This window comes from Baaleninema simplex PCC 7105, from assembly GCF_000332355.1.
GTDB classification, from domain to species: domain Bacteria; phylum Cyanobacteriota; class Cyanobacteriia; order Cyanobacteriales; family Geitlerinemataceae; genus Baaleninema; species Baaleninema simplex.
This window is the reverse complement of sequence record NZ_KB235958.1, coordinates 1,860,266-1,886,416: the sequence shown is the minus strand read 5'-3', so window position 1 is coordinate 1,886,416 and position 26,151 is coordinate 1,860,266. Positions and strand designations below refer to the sequence as shown.

Here is a 26,151-nt window from a genome sequence, read left to right as displayed (position 1 = left end):
AATCGACCGATACAGTTCTGCACGTCGAGTTTCAAACCCGACCCGAAGCCGAAATGGCCTTTCGCATGGCCGATTACCGCCTGCGGGTGTATCGTCGGTTTCCCGAAAAACAGATGCGACAGGTGGTGGTGTACTTGAAACCCAGCCAGTCGGCGTTCGTCTATCAAAACACCTTTGAAATTCCCGGTACTCGCCATGAATTTGAAGTAGTGCGCCTGTGGGAACAACCCCCCGAACTCTTTCTCAGCGCACCGGGACTGTTACCGTTGGCAGTGTTGGCTCGTAGCGAAGAACGAACCGAACTGCTCCAGCAAGTGGCCCGAGAAATACAACGCCTTCGCGATCGCCGTACCCAAAGCAATCTCACCGCCTCCGCTGCCATTTTAGCTGGGCTACTATTAGAAACAGAGCTGATTCAGCAAATCTTCAGGAGAGAAATCATGCAAGAATCGGTGGTATTTCGAGAGATTTGGGAAGAAGCATTACAAGAAGGACGTCAGGCGGGACTTCAAGAAGGACATCAGGCGGGACTTCAGGAAGGACGCCGCGAAGAAGGTGTTGCGATGGTACTGCGACTTCTCCATCGCCGGATTGGAGAGATTCCCCCAGAAATCTCGAGTCAAATTGCGGCGTTACCACTGGCGCAAATTGAAGCCTTGGGGGAAGCCTTACTCGATTTCACCAGTCTCGCCGATTTGCAAACTTGGTGGCAGGAGCTTTCCTCCGATTGACATTCCACAGCCTTAAGGTGCGGGGATTCGGTAGTTTTGCACTCTAATGATACTGGTCAGTCACAATCCTTTCATGGCAAGAGTTTAAAAATCAAAGGGGTGCATCTCAAAAATGTAAATTCATTGGATACAAGCTGACCTACTCGATCGATCGGCTGTTGGGTTCCACTCCGTTTCATCCGTGGACTTCGGCTTCGCTCAGTCCCACCTACGCAGAGTTTCGTGTTTTTACATCCATTGAGATGCACCCAACCCAATTAGCATTACTCCTCATTACTACCAACCACTTTTCTCAAAGTCTTTTGTCAAGCCTGATTGAGATGCTCTGACTCTGATGTCAAAATACAGGAGGAAAGGGGAAAGAGCGATCGACTCAGGGTAACTTGCCGCCCTAAACGTACTGTTCGTAACGAATCGCACTCTTCCCCCGAAAAACTTAATACCTCAGCCAAAAAATGATTTTTGATTGCTTAACATGGTCGTCGGCCAATTTTAAAATGCAGGGGTTAACATACAAGAGGAAAGGGGAAAGAGCGATCGACTCAGGGTAACTTGCCGCCCTAAACGTACTGTTCGTAACGAATCGCACTCTTCCCCCGAAAAACTTAACGCCTCAGTTCAGAACGGTTGAGAAAGGAGAAGAAGAAAAGGGCAGGTGTGGCGTGTTTCGAGTGAATGGAGTCGAACCACCTGCCCTGTAAACCTGGATGTCTTTATATTTGCGGGAAACGACGAGATGTTGAATCCAGGTGACGAGGCGATCGCACAACAATCCCACGGTGGCGATATCAATCACTGCCAGGATACTCTTACTGATGTAGTTGTGTTGGTAAGCATGGACGCATCTCAAAAATGTAAATCGATCGGATGTAAACTCTAGTACTCAATTTCGCTGCTGATGTTTGTGCAGTCTGAATGTCTGTGTTGAGCGAACGAGAGAACGTTTGAAACTCAACGGCGATCGCGGGAGTTGCTGGGCAATCTGCGATCGTCTATACATAGATAAAAATCTATGGTTAACACAAAAAAGGTTGAATTAAATCCATTGTTAAGGCGATCGCCCGATTTGTCGAGAGTCTTTCAACTCGATTGTTAAATCCCAATGATAAGTAAAGCTTTTTTTAAGACTTCAACCCTTAAGTTCGTGCAATCGTCCGCGACGATTGAGACTCGAAAGCCGCGCGATCGCCAGGAATCGCCCTAACCAACGACAGATGACGGGTGACGGGGAACTGTTTACAATGACTCTGACGGTGCGACGGGTTCCCGAACGCGCTGTCACCCCGAGAAATCTACCCAAGGGAAACACAACGCGATGTTAGATACGGAAGACAAAAAAGCCGCCAAAAAGACACTCTTACGCAAAATGCCCCACGCACTCTACATCTGTGGGGTCAAAGATAGCGACAACGTCAACGGCTTTACCGCCAGTTGGGTGACGCAGGCGTCTTTTGAACCGCCGCTGGTGGTGAACTGCGTCAAAAACGATAGCGGTTCCAATGCCATGATTAAAGCCAGTGGCGTGTTTGCGCTCAGCTTCCTCGAAGCGGGACAGAAAGAGATGGCGCAACAGTTCTTCAAACCCCAACGCCGCGTTGGAAACAAGTTTGAAGACGTCGAGTTCGTCCTCGGCGAAACGGGATGTCCCATTATTAAAGACTCTCTCGGATATATCGAATGTAACGTGGTCGGTAGTGTCGAACACGGCGACCATACCGTTTTCGTCGGCCGAGTCATTGCGGCTGGATTGCACCGCGACGGCGACATTCTCGAACTCTCGAGTACCGGCTGGAGTTACGGCGGTTAATTTAGCAACGGTCACCAGTGGGGAGATGGAGAGATGGGGAGAAAACTTCACCCCATCACATCATCCGGTCATCCCATCAACAAGGGTTTTTAGACATTTACGACTCAGAGAACGACATCATGCCTTTAATTCAAGTTAAAACCTCTGCGGTAGCACCGGAGAAAACGGCGATCGAAGGACTGCTCAAACAACTGTCGTCCAAGCTGGCGGGACACTTGGGAAAACCCGAATCCTACGTGATGACAGCCTTTGATGCAGACGTTCCCATGACCTTCGGCGGTACCACCGACCCAGTGTGTTACATCGAAATTAAAAGTATTGGCAATATGAATCCCGCTCAAACGAAGGCCATGAGTGAGGATTTTTGTCAAGAAATCGAAAAGGCCATCGGCGTTCCGGCCAAACGAACGTACATTGAATTCGCCGATGCCGAACGGGCCATGTGGGGGTGGAACGGTTCGACCTTTGCTTGAGCGATCGCCCTTGCAACCGTCGCACCGATCGCTCGAAATCCGCCGGAGTAGACAGTGTCGAAAACTGTACTTGCCAAATCTTTACAATTTAAGACGCTGTGATACTATCTGGGTAGTTTTGGGTCGTACTAGGCTGCCCGAACTTACTCTTCCGGTGTTGGGGGAGGCGAAACCAAGTGTGATGAGAGAGTCTATCCGTGAATCATCCAAATAACACTGCGGGGACGAGCCAACCCGAGCCGCTTCGCATGGGTGTCATTGGGGTTGGCAATATGGGTCAACACCATACGCGGGTGTTAAGTCTGCTCAAAGACGTGGAACTCGTGGGAGTGGCGGACATTAACGTCGATCGCGGCCTGGATACGGCCAGCAAGTATCGCGTCAAGTTTTACGAAGACTACCGCGATTTACTCCCCCACGTCCAGGCGGTTTGTGTGGCGGTTCCGACGCGGTTGCACTATTCGGTGGGAATGGCCTGCCTAGAAGCGGGCATTCACGTCATGATCGAAAAACCGATCGCGGCGAGTCTCGCAGAAGCCGAAGCTCTCGTCAATGCAGCAGCCGAATCGGGTTGTATCTTGCAAGTGGGACATATCGAACGGTTCAATCCCGCGTTTCAAGAACTCAGTAAAGTCTTAAAAACCGAAGACGTTTTGGCGTTAGAGGCGCATCGCCTCAGCCCTTATTCCGATCGCGCCAACGACGTTTCGGTGGTGTTAGATTTGATGATTCACGACATCGATTTGATGTTGGAACTCATCGGCGATCGCGTGGTGAAAGTCTCCGCCAGCGGCAGCAGCGTTTCCGGTTCCCCCTATTTAGATTACGTCACGGCGACGCTGGGATTCGCCAACGGTGCGATCGCCACCCTGACCGCCAGTAAGGTAACACACCGCAAACGGCGATCGATCGCCGCTCATTGCAAAAATTCTCTGACAGAAGCGGATTTCCTCAACAACGAAATCCTCATTCACCGTCAAACCACCGCCAACTACTCCACCGATTACGGTCAAGTGTTGTATCGTCAAGACGGACTGATCGAAAAAGTCCGCACTAGCAACATCGAACCCCTACACGCAGAGTTAGAACATTTCGTCAACTGCGTTCGCGGCGGCAACCAACCCTCTGTCGGCGGAGAACAGGCGTTACGCGCCCTACGACTGGCCAGTTCCATCGAGCAAATGGCCATGGACGGCAAAGTTTGGCAGTCTCGAGAGACAGAATGGTTGCCCGAAGTCGCCGTTCGCGGCTGAGAAGTCCAGCGATCGAGACGAACTGACTCGTTTGACCGTAGAGCCGCGCGAATCGCCCAACGGTGTCTAAAATAGAGTCACCGCTATTTTCAAAACGAACTATGACCGTCAAACGCATCTTTCTTCGACCCGGAGACGGCATTAAATCGAAGGAGTTTATCGAACCCGTCAAAGAGTTACAGCGACTTCTGATTCGACTCAAACTACTTCCCGAGAGCGAAGTCGTAGACGGTCAGTTCGACTCCAAGGTTGAAAAAGCCGTGCGCGTTTTTCAAATGCGCCACGACCTCGAAGTTAACGGTATTGTCGGACAAAGTACCTGGATCGAGATCGATCGCGTTCTCGGAATTTCTAAAAAACCCCCTGCAAAACCGGTAGAGCCACCGTCAGAGCCACCGTCAGAGCCACCGAAAGACGATCCAGACAGCGAGCCTCCCGTCGAGATTCCACGATTTCCCGTCTTAAAACGGGGGGACGGCTTAGACTACCCAGAACTCAGCGAATTCGTTCGCGTTTTACAACAACGCCTCAAAGACGCGGGTATTTTTCCCCCCGACGAAATTGTCGATGGAAAGTTTGGCGTCAATACCGAAGCCGCCGTCAAGCGGTTTCAGGCACAGCGAAACCTCCTCGTAGACGGTTTAGTCGGCCGGGAAACCTGGTCGATGTTGATCGACGGGCCCGTTCGCGTTTACCAACCCGATCGCCCGAAAGAAGGGGTTGGAAATTTCGATATTCCTCGGATTATCGCCTCGATTCCCTATCCCGACATTCGCGTTCACGCTCGCGATTCGGTTCCCTTAATTCTGCAATCCTGTCTCGACAACGGCGTTACCGATTTGGGGCAAATTGCCTACGTTCTCGCCACAGCCGAACATGAATCTCACATGGGAAAATGGATGCGAGAGTTAGCCAGCGGTTGGGATTACGAGTGGCGATCGGATTTGGGAAACATCTACGCCGGAGACGGTCCGCTCTATAAAGGACGGGGGTTCGTCCAGATTACGGGACGAGCCAATTACCGCCACTGGTCGGCTCGTTTGGGCATCGATTTGATCGCCAATCCCGATTTGGCCGCACAGAAAGAGATCGCGGCGAAAATTTTGGTGTTGGGAATGCGAGATGGTTCCTATACGGGATATAGTTTGAGCGACTATATTTCGGGTTCGTATCAGGATTTCTTCAACGCCCGTAGAATTGTCAACTGGCTCGATCGCGCCGCTCATATTGCAGGTATCGCTCGGGAATATTTTCGTGTATTGCAGTGATTTAGAAGTGCGATCGTTATCGGGACTTCTTGTATGAGATCCCCGGCATCTCCAAGATGCCGGGGATCTGGAAATCGACTCCTTTAATCAGATAAGACTTCAGAACAACCGCATTCACTCCATGTGTAGGGTGGGCATTGCCCAACACCCTCTACATTTAGCGTGGGTAACGCTTAAGTGTGTCAGTCCAGACTTTCAATAAAAATTATTTTATTTCTGATATAGATGTGTAGATTTATGTCTAAAAAAACATCTAAATTCAACCCTAAAATTATTATTCGCGAAATGGGAATTGACGATATTGCGCCCATTTTTCATTTAGGCGAACAGCTTTTCTCGAGTGAACTGTATCCCTCACTTTATCGAACCTGGGATGAATGGGAAGTCACCGGAGCTTACAACACCGATTCTGATTTGTGTTTGGTGGCAGAAGTAGACAGTCAATTTTCGGGATTTATTTTAGGCACGATCGTCGAGAAAAAATCTGATAAAAAATTCAACGTTTACAGTTATATTCGCTGGTTGGGAGTGAGTCCAGAGTTTCATCGAATTGGCATTGCAGGAAAATTGGTCGATCGCTTTATCGAACGGACGATCGGACAGGGCGCAGAAACCGTTTTAATGGATACCGATCCGTCTAACGAAGCGGCGATTAAATTTTTCACGAGCAAAGGCTTTAAAAATCCCCGACAGCACGTTTACTTGTCGTTGAATTTGAACGAACACGACTATTATGGAAAACTGCTCGATTACGAGCGCGATCGCGCCGAACGAAACGAATTGCAGGAATGTTGCGCCGCTATCGCCAGTAACTGGTGACTGGTGACTGGCGACTGTAAAAGACTGGTGACTGGCGACTGTAAAAGACTGGTGACTGGCGACTGAAAGTTTGCGCTAGGATGGGGAAAATTTCCCAAAAATCGGTAGCGATGGCGCGAAACTACCTGCGAATTACCCATCAAGACTCGAGCGTGCGCCTCTCATGGCAACGCGCACAAACGCAACCCCGCTTCGCCGATCCCATTTCCTTTCACCATCCATTTGACCGAGACGCCCTCGACGAATTGCGCTGGTATCTCGAAGACTTCCTGAAATTTCCCTACGGTATCGAACCCGACAAAGCCAAAAAAACGGAAGATAGACTGCAACAGTGGGGAATGGGCATCGTCGCCGAGGAGCAGCGCCGCTTCGAGGAGGCCGAAGCCCTCTACCGCCAAGCTTTGCAAATCTACGAAGCCGCTGGCGATACCTACCACGCGGCCGGCGACTATCACCAACTGGGCAGGGTCGCCCAGTTGCAGCGCCGCTTCGAGGAGGCCATGTCGTATTTCGTGCAGGCGCTCGGTACGTATATCAGGTTTGAAGATGGTTATATGGCTGAATATCCACTGCGAGGACTAGCCGAGTTGCACCAGGAACTCGGTGAAGCGGCGTTCGAGTCGACGTGGGAACAGGTGACAGGCGAACCCCTCAGCGACGAAATCCGCGAGTTAATTTAATCCCGCCTCGACAACGACGAATCCTAACTCCAACTCTCCCAGTACAATACAAACGACGTTTTCCCAAACTGCCCATGGACGAACCGAAACTGACCCCCGCCGAAATGCAGCACGCCCAACAACTCCTGCACGACTACGCCCCCGCACGGGAAGCGATGGCGGTTCTGGAACACCACCACGGTAACGTCAGCACCAGCGTCGGCGAACTGTGGGAGCGGGAGGTTCCCCCAGAACAGCGTTCCTTCGACGTTTCCCGCGAGTCCCTGTGGTCGGTGATGCGGCGGGTTCTGCGAGACGAGGTTTGCGGCGACGAGGGGTTTTTAGCCAAGGTGACGGCGTACACCCGCCAACCGGAAGACGCGGCACTGTTCACGGGCGTCGTTATCTATCTGTTGGAACTGACCATGTTACCCATCAGTCCCGCCATTGCCACGATCGCGGTGTTGTATATCGTCAAGGTGGGGTTGCGGGTGTTTTGCGAATACACGGAACCCGGCGAGGGGTAGCGGACTTCGGTGTTGCCGGTTAGACGCCTGCGCGACGGAGGTTCTAAACCTCGGATAAATTGAGAAAAAACTTCGGTCAAAGTGAGTTAAAAATGCTAAAATTAGTATAGTATACTAATGCTTTGTTTTGGCTTTTATCGCATCTAAAATAGACTGGACTTACGCGATTAAGCCTTACTCACAATCAATGTATAGGTCGGTGGGCATTGCCCACCCTACACGGGTGCATTTCAATTTCGTGGAATGACCCCTCCGCCTTCGGCATCTCCCCGCGAGTTCGGGGAGGATGGGTGGGGTTTCGATAACAAAAGTGAGATGCACCCCCCACAATCAATGTATAGGTCGGGTGCATCTCAAAAATGTAAATTCATCGAATTGGGCGCACTCAATTTCCAGATCCCCGGCATCTTGGAGATGCCGGGGATCTTATACCGGAAGTGCTAATCGGGAATTTTGCCACCCCAAACTGATGTTTTTGCAAAAGTGAGATGCACCCTATAGGTCGGTGGGCATTGCCCACCCTACACTACACTTTTGTTAATGTAAAATAAAGTCAATAATGACTATCGAAACTGAGATTTTACAAAACCTCGAAAAACTGCCTGAATCCGTCAAGCAAGCGGTTTTGGACTATACTGAATTTCTCGCAAGTCGATATACACGGGAGTTTCCTCAAGTCGAAAAAACGTCTAAGCGAGGTGGGCTGGGAATTTGGAAAGGGAAAATCTGGATGTCTGATGACTTCGACGAACCTCTCGAAGATTTAAAATATTATATGTAAACATGGATATTCTACTGGATACTCATGCTTTACTCTGGTATTTACAGAACAGCCAAAAATTAAGTCGTCAAGCAGCAGAAACGATCGAAGATACGAGTAATACGCTCTGGTTCAGTATCGCCAGCTTATGGGAAATTTCAATTAAGCTTGGTTTAGGAAAACTGAGCTTACAAAATTCATTTTCTGATTTAGGGCGAGTGTTGCAACAACTCCAAATCGAGATTTTATCCATCACCTTCTCCGATACAGAACGCTATCTTCATTTACCCCTACATCATCGAGATCCGTTCGATCGCATTTTAGTCGCACAGGCGATGAATCGTTCCTTAGTTTTGATGAGTCGCGATCCAGCTTTTGAGGCTTACGATATTCAGCGATTATGGTCGTCGTAAAGGAGATGCACTTTGGCGATTCGGAACCCCACCCCTCCTCCCCGAGCCCACGGGGAGGAGCCGAAGGCGGAGGGGTCGTTCTACGAAATTGAGATGCACCCTGCGATCGCCTCACCCCCCCATCTCCCCATCACCTCATCTCCTCATCGCTTCACCTGACGGGGAAACAGTCGCTCTAAACTCTCCTGTAACTGGCGGTGGGGGTAAATACTCGGCTTGCGACTCCAGACGAATTCCACTGTTTCCACGTAAGTCCAGTCGGGGTGTTTCGCAAAGCAATAGGCTACCATCACCGAACCGCTGCGACCGATTCCCGCGCGACAGTTGACTAAAATTTTGCGCCGACCTTCGGTAAGGCGATCGTCGATCCAGTGTATGGCTTTTTCGAGGAGTTCGTCGTCGATAGGATTTTGTGCGCCGTCGGCGGTTCCTAGTTTGCAGTAAGCGATATCGGCTTCGGGGGGATACGTCAACGTCAGTTCTTCCGCCATGTTCAACACGGCATCGACTCCCAGTTTGTCGGCTTGGGAGGCGGCGATGTAGTTCCCGATGTAAAGACGGGGTAAAACGCCCACGCAACTCGGTCCTTGCGTCCAAGGCATCGCCTCTGAGGGCGCTTTGATGTGCAGTTTGCCGTTGTGCGGGGGAAGTCCCAACCATTGCCACGACTCCATATCGTCCTCGACACGCAGGCGATACGTGTATTCGTATTGTCCCTGGCTCGTGGGGAAAAATCCTCCTTCAAACGAGTGAACGTCGTTTAGGGTGGTTTTGTAGGGAAGGTCGATCGCGTGCCAGTTTCCTTCGCTGTTATATTTGCTGTGCGCGTTCGTCCACAGTTGTACTTGCAGGGTTTCGACGGGGTGAGGACTGCGGAGTTTTAGGGTAACGCCGAAGTTTTCTAACATATACCGCGTGAGGCGATCGTTGAGGGGCGGTTGGAGTTCGACGATTTCAGCGAAGCTGAAGTGGGAAGTTTCTGACATGGCAGTCGAGCGATCGTATTTCGTTTCTCTAGGTTAGCAAACCGATCGATCTTGCAAACTTAAAACTTCAACTGAACAGGGCGATCGCCGACTTCAACACGGGTGCATCTCAATGAGTGCAAAAACATCAGTTTGGGGTGGCAAAATTCCCGATTAGCACTTCCGGTATAAGATCCCCGGCATCTCCAAGATGCCGGGGATCTGGAAATTGAGTGCGCCCAATTCGATGAATCTACATTTTTGAGATGCACCCCTTCAACACTCTGTTACACCACCCTAAATACGAAAATCTGTATCTCTGACTGTTTGCAAAACAGCTTGCAAAGACAATAGAACTTGAGATGATGTAATTTTCATTGTCCTTTAAACGACGACACAAAAAACATATTTTTTCAAAAAATATGTCATATACTGTCAAGATAAAAGATCGAAGAAAATACAATTTTACAAAACAGAGCGAACGTTTTTATTGAAAAGTATGTTGCAATTTATATTTTACTACAAGTTCGAGTCCATCCAGTAATTTATTGCGAATAATCTGACGACAGAGAGTTTTGGCATTTCCCACGATCTGGCAAGTCTCGATCTCTGAGGTTACGCAATGCGAGATCGAAACGTTTATTGTAAGTGACTCTCCTCGCGAGACTTTCGCGATCGCAGTTTCAGACAATACCCAACACCTCGCGATCGCGGATTTTTGGAGTTGCGGCGATCGAGGTTTACCCGTCGATCGTGACGAAAGGTGTGAGCAGCATTGTCTCTAGACGAAAACTCGAGCAGTTGAGAGTCTCAAAACGATTTTTTTGAGAATTTTTAAGGAAGTTTTAAGGAGTTTTCGAGCGATCGCCTCTCGAGAATTGTCCTCAAATCTTAACAAATCTTTTGAGTTTATATAATCGTTATCATTATTAAATGCTTTTAATTCAAAATTGAATAACGCTATTTGAGAATCGTTCTTATTTTTTGCGATCGCTGTGAACGGTTTCGATCGCCATTTCGTAACAAAAGTAACAAGATCGTTCTCGACAGACCCTTTATGTTAAATTCTGTCTAAACTCAGTTTTTTCTGACTTTTCTTACGGATATCGATTGAGAATCGAGATTTCCGACCGAAACAGCCACTTGGGGAACGCGATCGCGTTTTCTCGCAGTTTCGCGCACCCAAAAAACTGCCATTGTTTTGACCACACCACCAGAGGACGATCGTGCCAGAAACCCTCTTCAAAGTCGATTTGACCAAACCGATGAACGAACAGGAACTTCCGGGTCACAACCGATGGCATCCGGACATTCCTGCCGTCGTGTCCGTCAATCCCGGCGACGTATTCCGCATCGAATGCAAAGACTGGACAGACGGACAAATCAAAGACAACGACGATCCTAGCGACATTCGCGATGTCGATCTCAACGTCGTTCACGTTCTCAGCGGTCCGATTCACGTCAACGGTGCAGAACCCGGAGATATCCTCGTGGTCGATTTACTCGACATCGGAGCCTTACCCGGCGACGAATGGGGATTCACCGGAATTTTCGCCCGTGAGAACGGCGGCGGATTCCTCACCGATCACTTTCCCGAAGCCGCGAAAGCCATTTGGGACTTACAAGGCATTTATACCTCGTCTCGACATATTCCCGGCGTCCGCTTTGCCGGGATTACTCACCCCGGCTTAATTGGCTGCGCTCCCTCCCACGAACTCCTCGCCGAGTGGAACCGTCGCGAAAAAGCCTTAGTCGATAAAGGCGGTCCGCCGTGGAAACCGCAAATTCCGCCCCTGGCAGCACTTCCCAACCCCGACAAAGCCATTTTAGGCACGTTGCCGAGTTCCGAGTTCGATCGCGTCGCGGCCGAGGCGGCCCGCACCGTTCCCCCTCGCGAACACGGTGGAAACTGCGACATTAAAAACCTCTCGAAAGGTTCTCGGATTTACTTCCCGGTGTACGTGGACGGGGCGAAACTGTCAATGGGAGACATTCACTTTTCCCAAGGTGACGGTGAAATTTCCTTCTGCGGCGCGATCGAAATGTCGGGATACATCGACCTCCACGTCGATATTATCAAAGGTGGTGTCGAAAAATACGGCATGGTCAACCCGATTTTCAAGCCCGGCCCTGTCGAACCGCACTATTCAGAATATCTGATTTTCGAGGGCATTTCCGTCGATGAATTCAGCGGCGAACAGTACTATCTCGACGCTCACGTTTCCTATCGTCGCGCCTGTCTCAACGCGATCGAATACTTGAAGAAATTTGGCTTTACCGGCGAACAAGCTTATTTACTCCTCAGTTGCGCCCCCGTCGAAGGTCGTATTAGCGGTATTGTCGATATTCCCAACGCTTGCTGTACGTTAGCCCTTCCGACTGCCATTTTCGATCGAGATATTTTACCGAGCTAATCTATATGCCTTTGTACGAATATCGATGCGCCCGTTGTGGCGAGTTTGAAGCGTGGCGTACCATCGCCGAACGTCAAACTCCGGTGAACTGTCCTCAATGTGAGGCGATCGCACAACGCATTTTCTCCCCGCCTATGGTGAATCTCAATGCGGGTTCTCTGAGTTCTAAGTCCTCAACATCCGAACCGCGAGTGGTGAAGGCGCAACGAGAACCGACACCGTCGCGATACCAACCGTCTCAGAGCGGGCGTCCGTGGATGGTCGGACATGCTCCCCAGCGATATCCTTCGAGTTGACGATCGCTCGGACTTCCTTCCTTTATATCTCCTACCAAGATTCGTCGCAGCGCTCCAACCATAGCCAATAGGCTTGGTTGGTGGTGAAGCGGCGGTGAGTTTCGGTGCATCCCCCGAACAATGCGATAGCGAGAGAAGGGGATAGCGCCGAAACGAACAAACTGGTAAAATTGCCTTACCGGAAACGGTCTTTAAGATCCTAAGGGTATGGTTCGCAACACCCGAAAAACCCGTGGTGGAGGTAAACCACAAAATCGCCAGTTGGTGTTGCCAAGAGAATTTGATTCTCGCTTATGTCTGCGGTGGGGCGCATCGTGGACGTTAAACAAACAGCCTGTGAAGGCGTTCTGACCGGGGGTATTCGGGCTTGCTCGTTTATCTAGGCATGAGCCAGTGAAACAGGAATCTCCGACCATACCCGCTAGGGTTGGGGGGAGAGCGTCAATTTAGCGTGGCAGTTAACGCCACGTTTTTTATTTTATTTTTATGTTTTAGCGACTAGAAATCGTAAATTTTTTTTACAACTGTTGCTCGCAAACAGTTGCGTATCGCGAGACTGAGTACAATGGCAGAAAGCGATCGAAAATTGGATTTTCGAGACCGTGTACGAACGAACCCGTAAGCTTGGAAACGTCAATCTGTGCCATAAGTGGGGTGTGAGGACAACTCGCACCCTTTTTGTTTTGAGGTTAGCACTCTCCGTCTCGAAGTGCTAAAGCCCAACGGTCTCGATCGCTCCCTTTAAAAGATTGGCGATCGCAGTTTCCACAGTCTCGTTTTTGTCGTGGCTATGACCTACACCTTTGATTTTGAAATCGTGACCGTCACCCCGGTTTTAAACTTTTTCAACCACCAACAAGAACACGAAAACAATCCCAAACGCAGCCGAGCTTATCTCGGAAGTTACGACTGTAGCTTAGATGGATTCGTGCGATCGATGGAACTCGTCCATGAAAAGCCCGATTGGGATTGGGACGAAGTCGTCCGGGCGATCGTCAATTTTTGGCTCGAACGCGAAGAGCGAGTTCGCCATTGGAAAACGATCTTTCAAAAATCGGAAGACGACTGTATTGTCGTCGGACGAGTTGCCAATTACAACCGACTTCGCCAAGAATTCGAGTTGCTGTTTTAAGCGATCGCAAACAGAACGAAACCTTTGACGCGATCGAAACGTCAATCGTCTCAAAGGCCAGTTCGATCCCCATGCAACGCTTCATCCTCGTCCTTTTAACGATTGTTGGAATTCCCCTCACCCCGATCTCTCCCACCCTCGCCGAAAACCGCGAAGACGTAGTCAGACGCTGTCTCAACGGCTTGTTGTACACCGAAATCGACTACAACGGCGATCCGGGCTTTGAAACCCAGCGCACCATCGTCAGTCAGTCATCTGCGGCGTTGGCGTGTCAAGGCGTTCGGACTCGACGACAAGCCCTCGAGATTCGGCGGTGCGTGTTGGGAGTGCTGTACGACGATATCGACTACGACGGAAGCCCCGGCTTCAACGCACGACGGACGGAAATCGCACCCGAAGCCGCCGCACGCGCCTGTCAGATTTGTCCCTACGGACGTTGAGATTTCGGAGAACCGAATTTCGAGTGAGGCGAACCGAATTTCGGCAAGTTTCCTAGTAAAGTACGGTTGTCTGCATTTTCATTTCGAGCGGTGCGATCGCACAATAAAACTGTCCGCAGAAAACCAGCTAATAGAGAAAGAAACACAGCCTAAATTAGAGGAGGCAGTTATGCGATTCTATACCGTCAATCCCTTTGAAGAACTCGATCGCATCGAACGTCAACTCAATCGCGTTTTTAACGAAGTTTCTGGAGAAAACAATTCTCGAAACTGGTCGATCGCCGTCGAACTCGAAGAACGTCCCGAGGCGTTTCTATTACGGGCGTTAGTTCCAGCGATCGATCGCGACGATCTCGACATTGAAGTCACCCGCGACAAAGTCTCGATCGCCGGTGAATATCGCAAACGGGAACCCAAAGACGACAAACATCGCTTTTACAGCGAATTTCCGATCGGTAAATTCCGCCGCACGATCGACTTACCCGAACCCATCACCAACAGCGACGTAAAAGCCGAATATCGAGATGGTATCTTGACGCTGATGTTACCGAAAGCTCCCGAAGCGGTTCATCGCGTGGTGAAAGTGAATTTACTCGACACCCCAGAACCGAAACAAATCAAAGCAGAAACCACCGAAGGCTAAGAGAAACCGCCATCGTGTCAAGCTGCTGAAGTAGAACGTCGAGAACAGAGATAACTCGAAACAGATTTAACCTGCATCGCAATTGAGTTCGATACACCCGCATCCAGCGGGTGTTTTTTTGGTGCGTGTGTCGATACCCAATCGATCGGTTTTCTCTCCCACCTGGAAAGAGTGCGGTGCGTTAGGTGCGGGAGATTTCCCGTTCCCTTTTTCGGTTTTCCAACATGAACCTCTAAGGGGTCTCCCGTTATCTTCACGAGCGGCGATCGCACCGGGGTTTCCTTGAATTGTTTTTTTAATCGATGCCACGCCCCTCGTTATTTTGCCAAAATCGTATTAAAACAAATAAAAAAAACCAGACCATCGATCGCCTGCCGAGCGATCGGGTACAGATAGGGAACTCACCATGTTGAAATCAATCCGACTCACTTCGACAGACTTTCGCGGCTTACTCAACCCTCGTTTTTTTAAAAACTTCCTCCCCTTTCCCGCCACCAACCAGTCTTACTACGAAGTCGCGACTCCAGATTTCGAGTTACCGGACATCACCAACCAACGTCGCGTTCGCCTGCGGGACTATCGAGGAAAACAGCCGGTCGTTCTGGCATTTACACGGATTTTCACCGAAAAACAATACTGTCCCCTGTGTTTTCCCCACCTCGTTCAACTGAACGAGCAGTACGAAACGTTCCAAGCACTCGGCGTAGAAGTCTTCACGATCGCCAGCATCGACGAGCGCCAAAGTCAGATCGTCGTGCGGGATTTAGGCTTGAAACTCCCTTTGTTGAGCGATTCTGACTGTAACGTCTTTCGGGCGTACCGGGTCGGACAAGCCCTCGGCGCACCGTTACCCGCCCAGTTCGTCTTAGATCGTCAGGGTAAGTTGCGTTACAAACACCTGTTTTCCTTCCTCGAACCGAACGCTCCCACCGAGATGTTGTTAGAAAAAGCCGAGAGCGTGGCAGATTCCCAGGACACGACAAACACCGTAGAAGCCGAGAGAGAACATCCGTCCGAAAATTTTCAGTCCTAGGCTCGATCGCGAAACGGTTGCAGGAGATCGAGAACGACATCGAGGCGAAAATCGTCTACGAGTTCGGTCATCTCGCGAACCAAATCCTCTCGCAGCGCGGCCGTTTCTTCGTCGAGACCGTCTCGGGACACGGCGGCGAGTAACTGACGAACTTGCGCCTCGTCCGCGATCGCCGCTGCGCGATCGAGCTGTTGTACCCAGGAGTGCGGCATCGTGGCGATCGCTTCGAGCGATCGTTCGGGATCTGAGAAGCTCGATTCGACGGACTCTCCCATCTGTTCGGACTCCTCATAAAGATAATCTACGTTCAGGTAACGGGCGATCGTGGCGAACAAAACCGTCGCAGTAATCGGTTTGCGAATATATTCATCGCAATCGACGGCGAGGCTGTCGCGGCGTTCCGACTCGAACGCATGGGCTGACGTAGCCAGGATGGGGGTTCGCCGCCGCCGAGGATAAGAACTGCGTTCGAGGGCGCGAATGCGTTTCGTAGCTTCGTATCCATCGACTCGAGGCATTTGTAAATCCATCAAAATCAAATCGGGGGCGTCCTGTTGCCACCGACAAACCGCGACTTCTCCGTCGCAGGCTTCGAGGGTCTCGAATCCCACAGCGGCAAGCCATTGCAACAACAAGAGTCGGTTGTCTGAGGTGTCTTCAGCCACCAAAATTCGATATTTCCGGCAGTGGGGCGCTAAAGCATAAACGGAACCGCGCGATCGCGAAGCTACCGGAAGTTTTCCGTCGAGGCGGTTTGGCGATCGCCCATTCTGAGGGTCGCTCGCGCGATCGAAGGCGATCTCGAAGCGAACTCGGGTTCCGTAGCCCAGCTCGCTCGTCAGGGTCATATCTCCCCCCATCAATCGAACGAAACGGCGACTGATAGGCAATCCCAACCCCGTCCCCTGCTGCGATCGCCGTCCGCTTTCGGCCTGGACGAACGGCTCGAACACGGCGGCGAGTTCCTCTCGGGCAATACCGCATCCCGTATCGGCCACCTCGAACCCGAGCCGTTCGGACTGTGAGTCGGACGTTTCGCACCACAGGCGCAAGGCGACACCTCCAGTTTCAGTAAACTTAAAAGCGTTTCCGAGGAGGTTCGTGAGAACTTGCTCGAGTTTGCGGCGATCGGTGCGGAGCGAAGACGGTACGTCGGCGGTGCGTTCGATCTCGAAGGCGAGGTGTTTCGATCGCGCTTGGAGTGAGAACGTGTCTCGGAGGCGATCGAGAACGGCATCGAGATCGAAGGTTTCCACATCGAGGGTGAGGCGATTGGCTTCGATTTTCGAGATCGAGAGAACGTCGTTAATCAGCTCCAGCAGATGCTCGCCGTTGCGATTGATAATATCGAGCCGTTCCCGTTGGCTCGGCGTCGTATCGCCATCGAGTCGCAGGAGCTGCACGAAGCCGAGAATGGCGTTGAGAGGCGTTCGCAGCTCGTGGCTCATATTCGCCAGAAAGGTACTCTTGGCGTGATTGGCAGCCTCGGCCGTGTCCTTGGCCTGTTGCAGAGCCACTTCGACGTGTTTGCGATCGGTAATATCGGTGAGGGTTCCCACAAAGCCCGTCAGTCGGCCGTGGGTGTCGAAGTCCGGCGCCGCCTGACCCCATACCCACACCGTTTGTCCGTCTGGACGCAAAAATCGGTATTCAAGTTGAAAAACGCTGTGAGTGGTCATTGCACGCTGCCACGCCTCGAGAACGGCCTCGCGATCGTCGGGATGCAAAGCTTCAGACCAGTTCTGACCGAACAGCTCGCTGGCAGAGCGACCTAACATCCTACAGCAGTGTTGGTTGACATAGCGACAAACGCCGCGAGGGTCTGCCCTGAAAATACCGACTGGAGAAATTTCAGTGAGGGTCGCGTAGCGGCGTTCGCTTTCGAGTAAGGCGAGATCGGCTAATTTGCGATCGGTGATGTTTTGAACTTGGGCAATGACGTAACGCGGTTGGTTTTGACTGTCTCGAACCAAGGAGACGCTCAGCATACCCCAGACTAAGCCACCGTCTTTGCGAACGTAGCGTTTTTCGAGATGGTAATAGGCAATTTCGCCGTTGAGGAGTTGTCGGGTATATTGAAGATCGGTGTCGAGATCTGCGGGGGCGCTGACATCCTTCACCGTCAGGGCTTGTAATTCCGTCTCGCTGTAGCCGAGCATTTGGCACAAGGCAGCATTGACTTTGAGAATTTTGTTTTCGGGGGAGACGAGTGCCATGCCCACCGCAGCCGTATCGAAGGCGCTGCGAAACTGTCTTTCGCTCTGACGAAGGGCTGCTTCAGCGCGTTTGCGATCGGTAATATCCCGCGAGATGCTGACGAGACAAGACTGTCCGTTGATGTCGCAGCGTTCGGCCGACACTTGAAAGGTTCGGATCTCGCCCGATTTGATGCGCGTATCGACTTCGAGGAGTTGCAGCGATCCGTCGTTTTCTAATGCTTGCTGTGCCTCGTCGATCCGATCGCACCGCACCACCCATCCCAATTCCGACGTGGTTTTCCCGAGAACTTCTTCTCGACGGTAGCCGTTCGCTCGTAAAAACGCGTCGTTCGCCTCGAGATACCGTCCCTCGGGCCAGGACAAAATGGCAATGCTATCGGGGCTGCTGTGAAAAATTTTGGTAAATTTGGTCTCCGACTCTTGAAGTGCCGTTTGCGTCGATTTTAGCGACCGTTGCAGTTGTAAGGCGGTGCGATCGAACGAGGTGGCGAGGTCGCGCAGTTCGGCGATGGGTGTTGCGATCTCGAAGGACTGTTTCCAGTGTCCTTCGGCTAAGGTATGACTGGCTTGTTGGAGTCGTCGCACCGGCCGGGCAATCCAGGTAGCCGTTTGCAGGCCAAGAACGGTGGCGATCGCCCCAGCTAAGACGCACAACGCCACGGTGGTACGGGTGTTTTGTTGGATTTGCGCGATAAAATCCGATTCGGGAACGACGACGACGATCGCCCAATTCAGACCGTATTCGTCGCGGTAGGGCGTGACTCGCACGAAATGGCGTCGGTCGTTCCAAGTCAGTCGGAAGGATTTTTGGGTCGAGATCTCGTCGAAACGACCGAACTGCCGCACGAGATACCGCGCGGTCGAGCGGGTCAAGGAATCGCGGCTTTGGATGGCTGGAAGTCGCATTAAGTATCCCTTGTCGGTCACGTTGAGATAGGGACGTTCGAGGGTGGAACTCGCGACGAGATTGCCCGAGGATTCGACGACAAACGCTTCTCCCGACGGGGAAAAGTCTAGTTGTTCGAGGAAGTGACTGATTTCTGAGAGGGTTACGTCGGCGGCGAACGTGCCGACGAAGTCGCCCGTTTCGTTGTAGGCTGGGGCGGTTGCGGTGAGTCCGGCCAGGGGAAACGCTTGCCAAGCGAAGATCTCAGTCCATACCTGCTTGTCGAAAGCGATCGCGCTGCGATACCAAGGACGAGAGCGGGGATCGGAACTCGCGATCGAGCGCAGGGGGATAGCGCGCTGGCCTCGACTGTCGAGGAGATGTTCGGTACGGGTGTTGAGGTCGGACGGGCGAATTTCGGCCAGACCGATGGTGTTCGGCGGTAAGATCGTGCCGGTCAGGTCGCGGCCGACTCCCAACCATTGCCCGTTCGAGCGGGTGAAGTGAACGCTGGTCACGCGATCGAAGGTTGTGAGTTCGTGCCACAGGTAATGTTCGAGGTCGTCGAGGTCGTCGGGATCGAGATGGCCGTGGCGAATTTGGCGAACGCTTTTGGCGACGATGCGATGGGGATTGTGAAGGTAGGTCTCGAGGCGATCGCGCACTTGGACGGCCACGCGATCGAGCAGTTGTCCGGCTAAGTCTTCGACGGCTCGCCGTCCGTTGCGAAAGGACAAGTACCCCGTCAGACCGACCGTCAGCAGAATTTGGGTGAGAAACGGAACGACGAGAACTGCTCGCAGAGAAACTGAGACCGGTCGTTTCGAGCCTGGGAAAGAGAAGAACGTCAACTTCACGAGTTTAGAGCTATGTCGAACGGCTCTCTAAGTTGGGCGATCGTGCTGCGACAAGGCTTGAACGGAACTCCTTAATATAATAGCGAGCCGACTGTCAAGAAATCATGTTGTGTCCTCGCCAAACGAGCGGCAGAGAATTGCACCGCTCGAGACAAGCCAGGATAATAGGACAGATCGGGACGTTTCGCGACAACTATCGTGCAGCTCAAACAAGTTATCATCGCCCACAAAGCAGGCGACACCACGAGCAAGCGCTGGGCTGAAGATTGTGCCAAGCAGCTCGAGCGTCGCGGCTGTCATGTTTTACTGGGGCCTAGCGGTCCGAAGGATAACCCCTATCCGGTGTTTTTAGCCTCTTCGACGCAAAAAATCGATTTGGGCATTGTACTGGGGGGAGACGGTACGGCGTTGACGGCCGCCCGCCATTTATCGCCGGAAGGAATTCCCGTTTTGGCGGTGAACGTCGGCGGACATTTAGGGTTTTTGACCGAACCCCTCGAGATTTTTCAAGATACGGAGGGGGTTTGGGATCGTCTTAGCGAAGATCGATTCGCCTTACAGCGTCGCATGATGTTGCAGGCGGCGATTTACGAGGGCGATCGCTCCAATCAAGACCCCGTCAGCGATCGCTATTTGGCACTCAACGAAATGTGTATCAAACCCGCTGCGATCGATCGAATGCTCACGTCGATCTTAGAAATGGAAATCGACGGCGAAATCGTCGATCAATATCAGGGGGACGGTCTGCTCGTGGCGACGCCCACGGGTTCGACTTGTTACACGCTGTCTGCTAACGGTCCGATCGTCCATCCCGGTATGAACGCGATCGCCGTCACCCCGATTTGTCCTTTGAGTTTGTCGAGTCGTCCCCTCGTCCTTCCTCCGGGTTCGGTCGTCAGTATCTGGCCGCTAGAAGACCGGGATTTGAACACGAAGCTCTGGATGGACGGCGCTCTCGCGACGGCGATCTGGCCCGGACAGCGCGTTGACGTGCGTATGGCCGACTGTATGGCACAGTTCGTCATTCTACGAGAAGACTATTCTTACTTCGGGACGTTACGAGACAAACTGCTTTGGGCTGGCGCTCGCATTCACTACAACAACAACCACCGCAACTGAACGATACGCGATCGCCCCGAATTGCTACACCGCAGAGGTTAGCTACGCGAGGGTTCGGTCGATGCCGTTTCTTCCTCTTCCGTGTACTGGTTTCCCGGTAACTCCAAGCAATACCCCGCTCCGTACACCGTTTTGATGTACTTGGGATGGCGGGGATCGGGTTCCATTTTCGTCCTCAGATGTCGGATGTGAACGCGAATGGTTTCGATGTCGTCGTCGGGATCGTAGCCCCAGACTTCCTTGAGGATGGCACTTGGAGAGACCGTTTGACCGTGACGCTGTAGCAAACAGTGCAGTAACTCGAACTCTAAATGAGTCAGTTTGACGGTTTTATCGAACCAGATGGCCTCGAACCGTTCTGGAACTAGCGTCAGCGGTCCGTAGTTGAGGATTTCCGTGTGTTTGGCGGCCTGGGGAATGCGATCGGTTCGTCGCAACAGCGCCCGCACCCTCGCCAACATCTCCTCGATTTCAAAGGGTTTGGTCATGTAGTCGTCAGCACCAGCGTTAAAGCCTTCGACTTTTTCCTGGGTTTGTCCGAGAGCCGTCAACATCAAAATGGGAATGTCAGCCGTGCGCTCGTCTCGGCGCAGCCGTTGACAAACCGTGAATCCATCGACTTTAGGGAGCATCAAGTCCAACACGATGAGATCGGGGACGAGCTGCATGGCTAGCGCTTGTGCTTTCACACCGTCCTTAGCTTGGCTGACTTCGTAGCCCGCCATTTCCAGGTTAATGGCGACGAGTTCCGAAATTGAAGGGTCATCGTCGATAACGAGTATCCGAGGCATCATTAATCAATGTTTACGAGCGGGTGTGTGAAAGATTCGCAGGTGCGATCGCGTCGTCGTCTGACTGTCGGTTCGGCCGACTGTACTACGAACTCGCTTTTGTGAAGGTTCTTCGCGAACTGTTACGCCAACTGTTACTGAATGCGAAGAATCCTGTACTGATTATAGGCAACCATTCTCACTTCGTAACGAGACTCGTGAGAATTTTAAATTTTTCCAAACTTTTTTAACTCAGCTTAACCATTGCCTCGAAGCTAAGTCACGGGTTCGGGGGTCGGACTCAGCCGTCCTCCAGATACCGAGAGAATCTGCGAGGCGTGCAGCCACTGAGCGTCGAACGCGCCGAGGTGCGTGGTGGAAATCAGGGTTTGGAAACGATCTTCGATGGTTTCGAGCAGTTGGTTCTGTCGGTTGAGGTCGAGTTCGGCGAGTACGTCGTCGAGAAGCAGTACGGGGGGTTCTCCCACAACGTCCTCGATCAGTTGCAGTTCGGCCAGTTTCAAGGCCAGGACGAGGGTTCGTTGCTGTCCTTGGGAGCCGTACTGTCGTGCGGGGGTGCGATCGATGGCTAAATATACTTCGTCTCGATGCGGTCCGACGAGGGTACTCCCTTGATGGAGTTCGGGAACGGCGCGATCGCGTAGCTGGGTTAGAAAATCCCGACGAACGGCTTCTGCATCGTTAAAATTGGCAATATCGCGAACGTGAGGCGCGTATTCAACGGATAATACTTCGGTTTGTCCGCTAATATCACGATGCCACTTTTGCGCGAGGGGAGCCAACCGTCGCACGGCTCGCCAGCGCCGCCGCATCACTTTCGCCCCCGCTGTCGCTAGCTGTAAGTCGAACACCGATCGCATGGCCTCGAATTCCGCGCCTCCTTTTCCTTTCATCTGTTTGAGAAAGGCGTTACGCTGGCGCAAAATTTGTCCGTATTCCCGCAACAAATGGGCGTAAACTGGTTCGAGCTGAATCACCAATCCATCGAGCCAGCGGCGGCGATCGTCCGGGGAACCGCGTACTAAATCTAAGTCGAGACTGGAAAATTCTACGACGTTGAGCAGTCCGAGAAAATCCACTTGTCGCCGACAGGTTTCGCTGTTGACAGACACCGTTCGCCGTCCCGATCGCCGTAAAATGACATCTAATTCAACTTCTCCCGTGATACGTTCTAACGTTCCACTGACTCGTCCGATCGGTTCTTCGTCTCGGACTAATTCGCGATCGCTGTTGGCTCGCTGACTTTTTAATGTCGATAATAACGCCACACTTTCTAATAGGTTCGATTTTCCTTGGGCGTTATTTCCGACTAAAATCGTCTTCGGCGCACCAAAGGTAACGCAGGTTTCTTGGTAGTTGCGAAACTGTTGTAAATGTAGCGTTTTTAAATACATCGAAGCAATTGATAGTTAATAATTGATAATGTTCGATCGTAACGAGGGGTTTCATTTTTCGGTGGGGGCGGTGCGTGACGCGGGAGTTATCTCGACCGGATTTCGGCGCGATGTTTTTGTCCGCCCTGTTTCGGTGGAGGCGGTGCGTGACGCGGTAATCACATTTACCGGATTTCGGCGCGATGTTTTTGTCCGCGTCACGGCACCCTACGATTGTCTTCTCCATTTTTCGGTGGGGCGCGGTGCGTGACGCGGTAATCACATTTACCGGATTTCGGCGCGATGTTTTTGTCCGCGTCACGGCACCCTACGATTGTCTTCTCCATTTTTCGGTGGGCGCGGTGCGTGACGCGGTAATCACATTTACCGGATTTCGGCGCGATGTTTTTGTCCGCGTCACGGCACCCTACGATTGTCTTCTCCATTTTTCGGTGGGGCGCGGTGCGTGACGCGGTAATCACATTTACCGGATTTCGGCGCGATGTTTTTGTCCGCGTCACGGCACCCTACGATTGTCTTCTCCATTTTTCGGTGGGGCGCGGTGCGTGACGCGGTAATCACATTTACCGGATTTCGGCGCGATGTTTTTGTCCGCGTCACGGCACCCTACGATTGTCTCCTTCACCTCATTCCATCATCCCATCATCACCCCATCACCTCGTCACCGAAATATCTCGGGAACCCGCTGGCGTAAAGCCTCATTTAACTCGGGAAGACGGGAACGCATTTCGAGATACCAATCGTACCGTTCTCGGTAGTGTTGGGAGAGTAGGCGGTTGTCGCGAACCCAGCGATAGGCGTTGTTCGCCATTTGACGACGCCACGGGGTATCTTGCAGTAAGCGGCGGAGTTTCGTCTCGAACTCGGGTAGAGAATTGTACAACAATCCGGTTTCGCCATCGACGATCGATCGCGCGTACACGGTCGGACTGGCTAAGACGGTGACGCCGTGACTGGCGCATTCGATGAATTTCAAATCCGATTTCATGCTGTTGAATTCGGTGGGGTTGAGGGGAAGCAACGCCACGTCGCAGGCTCTGAGTAATTCGTGGTAGCGATCGTAAGCGCAAGTCGGCTCGAAGTCTTTATGGGACGTTTGTAAGGCGTTAAAAAACCATTTGTCGTGAATCACCTGCACCCGCACGCGATCGCCGAATTCGGTTAAGACGCGATTGACGACATCGATGAGGGGTTGCCAGTCGGCTTCGCGGTTCAACGCTCCGAAAAAGAGCCTGACGGTTCCGTCGTCGGCATATTGGCGAGGCGGTGGAATTTCGGGAAGTTGGTTCCGAAAGATTTTGACGTAGGGGTTGAACTGACGCAGAAATTCGGCGAGGGGTTCGGTGGAGGTTTGTATACAGTGACAGCTACGGTAGGTGATGAAATCCTGTTCGATATGTTCGGGCCAAAATCGCGGATCGTCGTCGATTTCTACGACGATGAGATAGCCGTGGTCGATGAGACGCTTTTGTTTGGGGGGGGCTTCGTCTTTGTGCAATCGCGTCCGCTGCCAGATAAAGACTTTTTCTTCTTCGGGCAAGGCGATGTTTAAGCTGGCGTTGTACATTTTGGAGACGGGGCGCACGCCGGGAACGGTGCGTAACAGGCGATCGGGTTGGTACACGCGCACGCGATCGCTCGCCATGGTCGAAATCATCAGGGTTTGGACGAGCAACCGTTTGAGGGGTCGGGTGAGTTTGAGGCTGCGGACGATGTAGGCGGCGGTTTCGCTGCGTTTGGCGAATTGGGCGCGATCGATCTTATAGGTATCTAAAACCGATTTGAGTTGGGTTTGGAGCTGTTGCGCCTCTTTGCTGCTGTCGCGACAGCGTTCCATCTCGAAAATATGCAGGTGAGCGGCGGCGAAGACTTTTTTTATCGTCGCTACGTCGAAGGCGTTGATGCTGTTTCCGGCGAAGCGATCGAGAATTTGTTGCCAGTGGTTGGGGTTGGGAATGCTGGCGAGGAGTTGTCCGTTGTCTTTGAGCCACGATCGCGCGAGTTTGAGGAGTCTCACCGCATCGACGATATTGGCGAGGTTGGCGGAGAACACGACGCAATCGACGGAGTTGGGGGGAATTTCCAGGCGATCGAGTTGGGAATACGGCACTAACACGGCGCGATCGAGCCGCGATTTTGCCGCTTCGACCGCTTCGGCGTTTTCGTCGATGCCAATATAGGTACAGTGAGGGTTGATGCGCTTGTAGCGCACGCCGAACGCCCCGCGATCGCATCCCAGTTCGACGATGGTTTTCGCATCGCCGGGAACCAAATACAGCAGTTGTTCGTTGACGTTCCCTTCTGCTTCAGAGAGCGGTGTCGGTTGGGGCGTTGAGGGATCGCTCGGAGCGGACGGGAGACCTGAAGAGTTGTCGAGGGTTTCCACGACGGCGGGATGTTGCCGCAGGCCGAGGCGATCGAACTCCGCTTGATGTTTTTGAAAGATAAGTTGACGAATTTTCTTCTTTTTTAAATCTCCGCCTCGCTGATTAAAGTGGTCGGAAACACTGTCTTTTCTTATATTATAATAAAGTCGAGTGCTTGCTACTCGTTTTCCTATAAAACCGTTCAGTGCCATCGACATAAATAGATCGTAATCTTCTAACAGTGGGAATCGAGGATCGAAGCCCCCTACAGCATCGAAAGATCGACGAGAAATTAAAGAACAAATATTAATAAACGGTGCCTGTAGAAGTAAGTCTAGCGACCACTCCTTACCCTCGATCGTCCGTTGAGCATCTCCAAACAAAACCATCGGTGTATAAATCGGAGAAGTGGTTTCAGAGAGTGATTCCGCCGTATCGACTAATTTTTCAATAAAATCGCGATCGAAATAATTGTCACAATCGAGCGGTAAAATATATTTTCCTTTAGAGATAGAAATGGCGACGTTCCTCGCCGCTGCTGCACCGATATGTTTGGGAGATTTGACGAAGGTGAATTTAAACTCTGCTTGTAGCTGTTGTAAATACGCCGAACTTCCGTCCGTGGAGGCATCGTCGATGACGATATGTTCGATATTGGGATACGTCGAAGTTTTGACGCAGACTAAAGCACGTCGAATAAAGGATTTGCCGTTGTAGCACGGCGTAATGACACTCACCAACGGATAAGACATCGTTTTGCGATCGCTCGTCATGACTTACTCTAGAATACGACGAGCGGATCGGGAGCAGGGGGACATCTCACTTTTGTAAAAATATGAGTCTGGGGTAGTCTGGAGTAAGTTGCCGCAGCTCGATCGGGGACTCA

At 51.9% G+C, this 26,151-nt stretch carries 24 protein-coding genes; 18 read left to right on the top strand and 6 right to left on the bottom strand.

What is annotated here, in order from left to right; genetic code table 11:
* On the top strand, positions 1-731 hold a 731-nt coding region (locus GEI7105_RS29970), incomplete at its 5' end, for an Rpn family recombination-promoting nuclease/putative transposase (RefSeq protein WP_017660414.1).
* Positions 732-1,344: 613 nt separating this feature from the next.
* On the opposite strand, the gene GEI7105_RS37095 is transcribed toward GEI7105_RS29970, so the two are convergent.
* On the bottom strand, positions 1,345-1,581 hold the full coding sequence (locus GEI7105_RS37095) for a hypothetical protein (RefSeq protein ID WP_144053749.1): 237 nt from the start codon (positions 1,579-1,581) through the stop codon (positions 1,345-1,347).
* A gap of 465 nt (positions 1,582-2,046) precedes the next feature.
* Between GEI7105_RS37095 and GEI7105_RS0110455 the strand changes: the two genes are divergently transcribed.
* From GEI7105_RS0110455 to GEI7105_RS0110410, 9 genes are all read left to right on the top strand, one after another.
* Positions 2,047-2,538 carry a flavin reductase family protein gene (locus GEI7105_RS0110455; protein ID WP_017660413.1) on the top strand — a complete coding sequence of 164 codons (492 nt, stop codon included), beginning with the start codon at positions 2,047-2,049 and terminating at the stop codon, positions 2,536-2,538.
* A 119-nt stretch (positions 2,539-2,657) separates the two neighbouring features.
* Positions 2,658-3,011, top strand: coding sequence for a phenylpyruvate tautomerase MIF-related protein (locus GEI7105_RS0110450; protein ID WP_017660412.1), 354 nt, complete (start codon positions 2,658-2,660; stop codon positions 3,009-3,011).
* A gap of 248 nt (positions 3,012-3,259) precedes the next feature.
* The gene (locus tag GEI7105_RS0110445; RefSeq protein WP_051044136.1) at positions 3,260-4,264 is read left to right on the top strand and encodes a Gfo/Idh/MocA family protein; all 1,005 of its coding nucleotides are present in this window, start codon (positions 3,260-3,262) and stop codon (positions 4,262-4,264) included.
* A 101-nt stretch (positions 4,265-4,365) separates the two neighbouring features.
* Entirely contained in the window at positions 4,366-5,532 is a 1,167-nt protein-coding gene (locus GEI7105_RS39825) for a peptidoglycan-binding protein (RefSeq protein WP_017660410.1), read from the top strand.
* Positions 5,533-5,769: 237 nt separating this feature from the next.
* Positions 5,770-6,351: a GNAT family N-acetyltransferase gene (locus tag GEI7105_RS0110435; protein ID WP_017660409.1), complete on the top strand. Its 582-nt coding sequence runs from the start codon at positions 5,770-5,772 to the stop codon at positions 6,349-6,351.
* A gap of 80 nt (positions 6,352-6,431) precedes the next feature.
* The gene (locus tag GEI7105_RS0110430; RefSeq protein ID WP_017660408.1) at positions 6,432-7,031 is read left to right on the top strand and encodes a tetratricopeptide repeat protein; all 600 of its coding nucleotides are present in this window, start codon (positions 6,432-6,434) and stop codon (positions 7,029-7,031) included.
* A gap of 74 nt (positions 7,032-7,105) precedes the next feature.
* Positions 7,106-7,537, top strand: coding sequence for a hypothetical protein (locus tag GEI7105_RS0110425; protein ID WP_017660407.1), 432 nt, complete (start codon positions 7,106-7,108; stop codon positions 7,535-7,537).
* Positions 7,538-8,096: 559 nt separating this feature from the next.
* Positions 8,097-8,318: a type II toxin-antitoxin system VapB family antitoxin gene (vapB, locus tag GEI7105_RS0110415; RefSeq protein ID WP_017660405.1), complete on the top strand. Its 222-nt coding sequence runs from the start codon at positions 8,097-8,099 to the stop codon at positions 8,316-8,318.
* A gap of 2 nt (positions 8,319-8,320) precedes the next feature.
* Positions 8,321-8,710 carry a type II toxin-antitoxin system VapC family toxin gene (locus tag GEI7105_RS0110410; RefSeq protein ID WP_017660404.1) on the top strand — a complete coding sequence of 130 codons (390 nt, stop codon included), beginning with the start codon at positions 8,321-8,323 and terminating at the stop codon, positions 8,708-8,710.
* Positions 8,711-8,853: 143 nt separating this feature from the next.
* On the opposite strand, the gene GEI7105_RS0110405 is transcribed toward GEI7105_RS0110410, so the two are convergent.
* Positions 8,854-9,696, bottom strand: a complete 843-nt coding sequence (locus GEI7105_RS0110405) for a dual specificity protein phosphatase family protein (protein ID WP_017660403.1) — start codon at positions 9,694-9,696, stop codon at positions 8,854-8,856.
* A 1,205-nt stretch (positions 9,697-10,901) separates the two neighbouring features.
* Here GEI7105_RS0110405 and fmdA point away from each other — a divergent pair.
* The 6 genes from fmdA to GEI7105_RS0110370 all read left to right on the top strand — a co-directional run bounded on the left by fmdA (position 10,902) and on the right by GEI7105_RS0110370 (position 15,633).
* Positions 10,902-12,089, top strand: a complete 1,188-nt coding sequence (fmdA, locus tag GEI7105_RS0110390; protein ID WP_017660400.1) for a formamidase — start codon at positions 10,902-10,904, stop codon at positions 12,087-12,089.
* Positions 12,090-12,094: 5 nt separating this feature from the next.
* The gene (locus GEI7105_RS34745; protein WP_026097567.1) at positions 12,095-12,385 is read left to right on the top strand and encodes an FmdB family zinc ribbon protein; all 291 of its coding nucleotides are present in this window, start codon (positions 12,095-12,097) and stop codon (positions 12,383-12,385) included.
* 790 nt (positions 12,386-13,175) lie between these two features.
* Positions 13,176-13,517 carry a hypothetical protein gene (locus tag GEI7105_RS0110380; protein ID WP_017660399.1) on the top strand — a complete coding sequence of 114 codons (342 nt, stop codon included), beginning with the start codon at positions 13,176-13,178 and terminating at the stop codon, positions 13,515-13,517.
* Between the two features lie 71 nt (positions 13,518-13,588).
* On the top strand, positions 13,589-13,957 hold the full coding sequence (locus GEI7105_RS29960; protein WP_017660398.1) for a hypothetical protein: 369 nt from the start codon (positions 13,589-13,591) through the stop codon (positions 13,955-13,957).
* Positions 13,958-14,126: 169 nt separating this feature from the next.
* On the top strand, positions 14,127-14,600 hold the full coding sequence (locus GEI7105_RS0110375) for an Hsp20/alpha crystallin family protein (RefSeq protein WP_017660397.1): 474 nt from the start codon (positions 14,127-14,129) through the stop codon (positions 14,598-14,600).
* 406 nt (positions 14,601-15,006) lie between these two features.
* Positions 15,007-15,633 carry a peroxiredoxin family protein gene (locus GEI7105_RS0110370; protein WP_017660396.1) on the top strand — a complete coding sequence of 209 codons (627 nt, stop codon included), beginning with the start codon at positions 15,007-15,009 and terminating at the stop codon, positions 15,631-15,633.
* Here GEI7105_RS0110370 and GEI7105_RS0110365 read toward each other — a convergent pair.
* Positions 15,630-19,595 carry a PAS domain S-box protein gene (locus tag GEI7105_RS0110365; RefSeq protein WP_017660395.1) on the bottom strand — a complete coding sequence of 1,322 codons (3,966 nt, stop codon included), beginning with the start codon at positions 19,593-19,595 and terminating at the stop codon, positions 15,630-15,632. The two genes, GEI7105_RS0110370 and GEI7105_RS0110365, sit on opposite strands and share 4 nt — an antisense overlap.
* Before the next feature lie 198 nt (positions 19,596-19,793).
* Between GEI7105_RS0110365 and GEI7105_RS0110360 the strand changes: the two genes are divergently transcribed.
* Positions 19,794-20,714 (top strand): NAD(+) kinase, encoded by a 921-nt coding sequence (locus GEI7105_RS0110360; protein ID WP_017660394.1) that lies wholly within the window; start codon positions 19,794-19,796, stop codon positions 20,712-20,714.
* Positions 20,715-20,752: 38 nt separating this feature from the next.
* On the opposite strand, the gene rpaA is transcribed toward GEI7105_RS0110360, so the two are convergent.
* Both rpaA and recF read right to left on the bottom strand, forming a co-directional pair.
* Positions 20,753-21,505 carry a two component system response regulator RpaA gene (rpaA, locus tag GEI7105_RS0110355; protein ID WP_017660393.1) on the bottom strand — a complete coding sequence of 251 codons (753 nt, stop codon included), beginning with the start codon at positions 21,503-21,505 and terminating at the stop codon, positions 20,753-20,755.
* 254 nt (positions 21,506-21,759) lie between these two features.
* Positions 21,760-22,899: a DNA replication/repair protein RecF gene (recF, locus tag GEI7105_RS0110350; RefSeq protein ID WP_017660392.1), complete on the bottom strand. Its 1,140-nt coding sequence runs from the start codon at positions 22,897-22,899 to the stop codon at positions 21,760-21,762.
* A 28-nt stretch (positions 22,900-22,927) separates the two neighbouring features.
* On the opposite strand from recF, the gene GEI7105_RS0110345 reads away from it, so the two are divergent.
* On the top strand, positions 22,928-23,149 hold the full coding sequence (locus GEI7105_RS0110345) for a hypothetical protein (RefSeq protein WP_017660391.1): 222 nt from the start codon (positions 22,928-22,930) through the stop codon (positions 23,147-23,149).
* A 411-nt stretch (positions 23,150-23,560) separates the two neighbouring features.
* Here the strand turns inward: GEI7105_RS0110345 and GEI7105_RS0110335 are convergent, their stop codons facing one another.
* A complete protein-coding gene (locus GEI7105_RS0110335; RefSeq protein WP_017660389.1) occupies positions 23,561-26,038 on the bottom strand; it encodes a glycosyltransferase in 2,478 nt (825 codons plus the stop codon).
* Between the last annotated feature and the right edge of the window lie 113 nt (positions 26,039-26,151).

Bases quoted from the DNA above. Each gene is read 5' to 3' on its own strand.
- recF (WP_017660392.1), bottom strand. From the start codon at position 22,899: ATGTATTTAAAAACGCTACATTTACAACAGTTTCGCAACTACCAAGAA.
- GEI7105_RS0110450 (WP_017660412.1), top strand. From the start codon at position 2,658: ATGCCTTTAATTCAAGTTAAAACCTCTGCGGTAGCACCGGAGAAAACG.
- GEI7105_RS0110425 (WP_017660407.1), top strand. From the start codon at position 7,106: ATGGACGAACCGAAACTGACCCCCGCCGAAATGCAGCACGCCCAACAA.
- GEI7105_RS0110375 (WP_017660397.1), top strand. From the start codon at position 14,127: ATGCGATTCTATACCGTCAATCCCTTTGAAGAACTCGATCGCATCGAA.
- GEI7105_RS0110435 (WP_017660409.1), top strand. From the start codon at position 5,770: ATGTCTAAAAAAACATCTAAATTCAACCCTAAAATTATTATTCGCGAA.
- GEI7105_RS0110405 (WP_017660403.1), bottom strand. From the start codon at position 9,696: ATGTCAGAAACTTCCCACTTCAGCTTCGCTGAAATCGTCGAACTCCAA.
- GEI7105_RS29960 (WP_017660398.1), top strand. From the start codon at position 13,589: ATGCAACGCTTCATCCTCGTCCTTTTAACGATTGTTGGAATTCCCCTC.
- GEI7105_RS0110410 (WP_017660404.1), top strand. From the start codon at position 8,321: ATGGATATTCTACTGGATACTCATGCTTTACTCTGGTATTTACAGAAC.
- GEI7105_RS0110335 (WP_017660389.1), bottom strand. From the start codon at position 26,038: ATGACGAGCGATCGCAAAACGATGTCTTATCCGTTGGTGAGTGTCATT.
- GEI7105_RS34745 (WP_026097567.1), top strand. From the start codon at position 12,095: ATGCCTTTGTACGAATATCGATGCGCCCGTTGTGGCGAGTTTGAAGCG.
- GEI7105_RS0110430 (WP_017660408.1), top strand. From the start codon at position 6,432: ATGGGGAAAATTTCCCAAAAATCGGTAGCGATGGCGCGAAACTACCTG.
- GEI7105_RS0110370 (WP_017660396.1), top strand. From the start codon at position 15,007: ATGTTGAAATCAATCCGACTCACTTCGACAGACTTTCGCGGCTTACTC.
- GEI7105_RS0110455 (WP_017660413.1), top strand. From the start codon at position 2,047: ATGTTAGATACGGAAGACAAAAAAGCCGCCAAAAAGACACTCTTACGC.
- GEI7105_RS0110445 (WP_051044136.1), top strand. From the start codon at position 3,260: ATGGGTGTCATTGGGGTTGGCAATATGGGTCAACACCATACGCGGGTG.
- GEI7105_RS39825 (WP_017660410.1), top strand. From the start codon at position 4,366: ATGACCGTCAAACGCATCTTTCTTCGACCCGGAGACGGCATTAAATCG.
- GEI7105_RS0110345 (WP_017660391.1), top strand. From the start codon at position 22,928: ATGTTCGATCGTAACGAGGGGTTTCATTTTTCGGTGGGGGCGGTGCGT.
- vapB (WP_017660405.1), top strand. From the start codon at position 8,097: ATGACTATCGAAACTGAGATTTTACAAAACCTCGAAAAACTGCCTGAA.
- rpaA (WP_017660393.1), bottom strand. From the start codon at position 21,505: ATGCCTCGGATACTCGTTATCGACGATGACCCTTCAATTTCGGAACTC.
- GEI7105_RS0110380 (WP_017660399.1), top strand. From the start codon at position 13,176: ATGACCTACACCTTTGATTTTGAAATCGTGACCGTCACCCCGGTTTTA.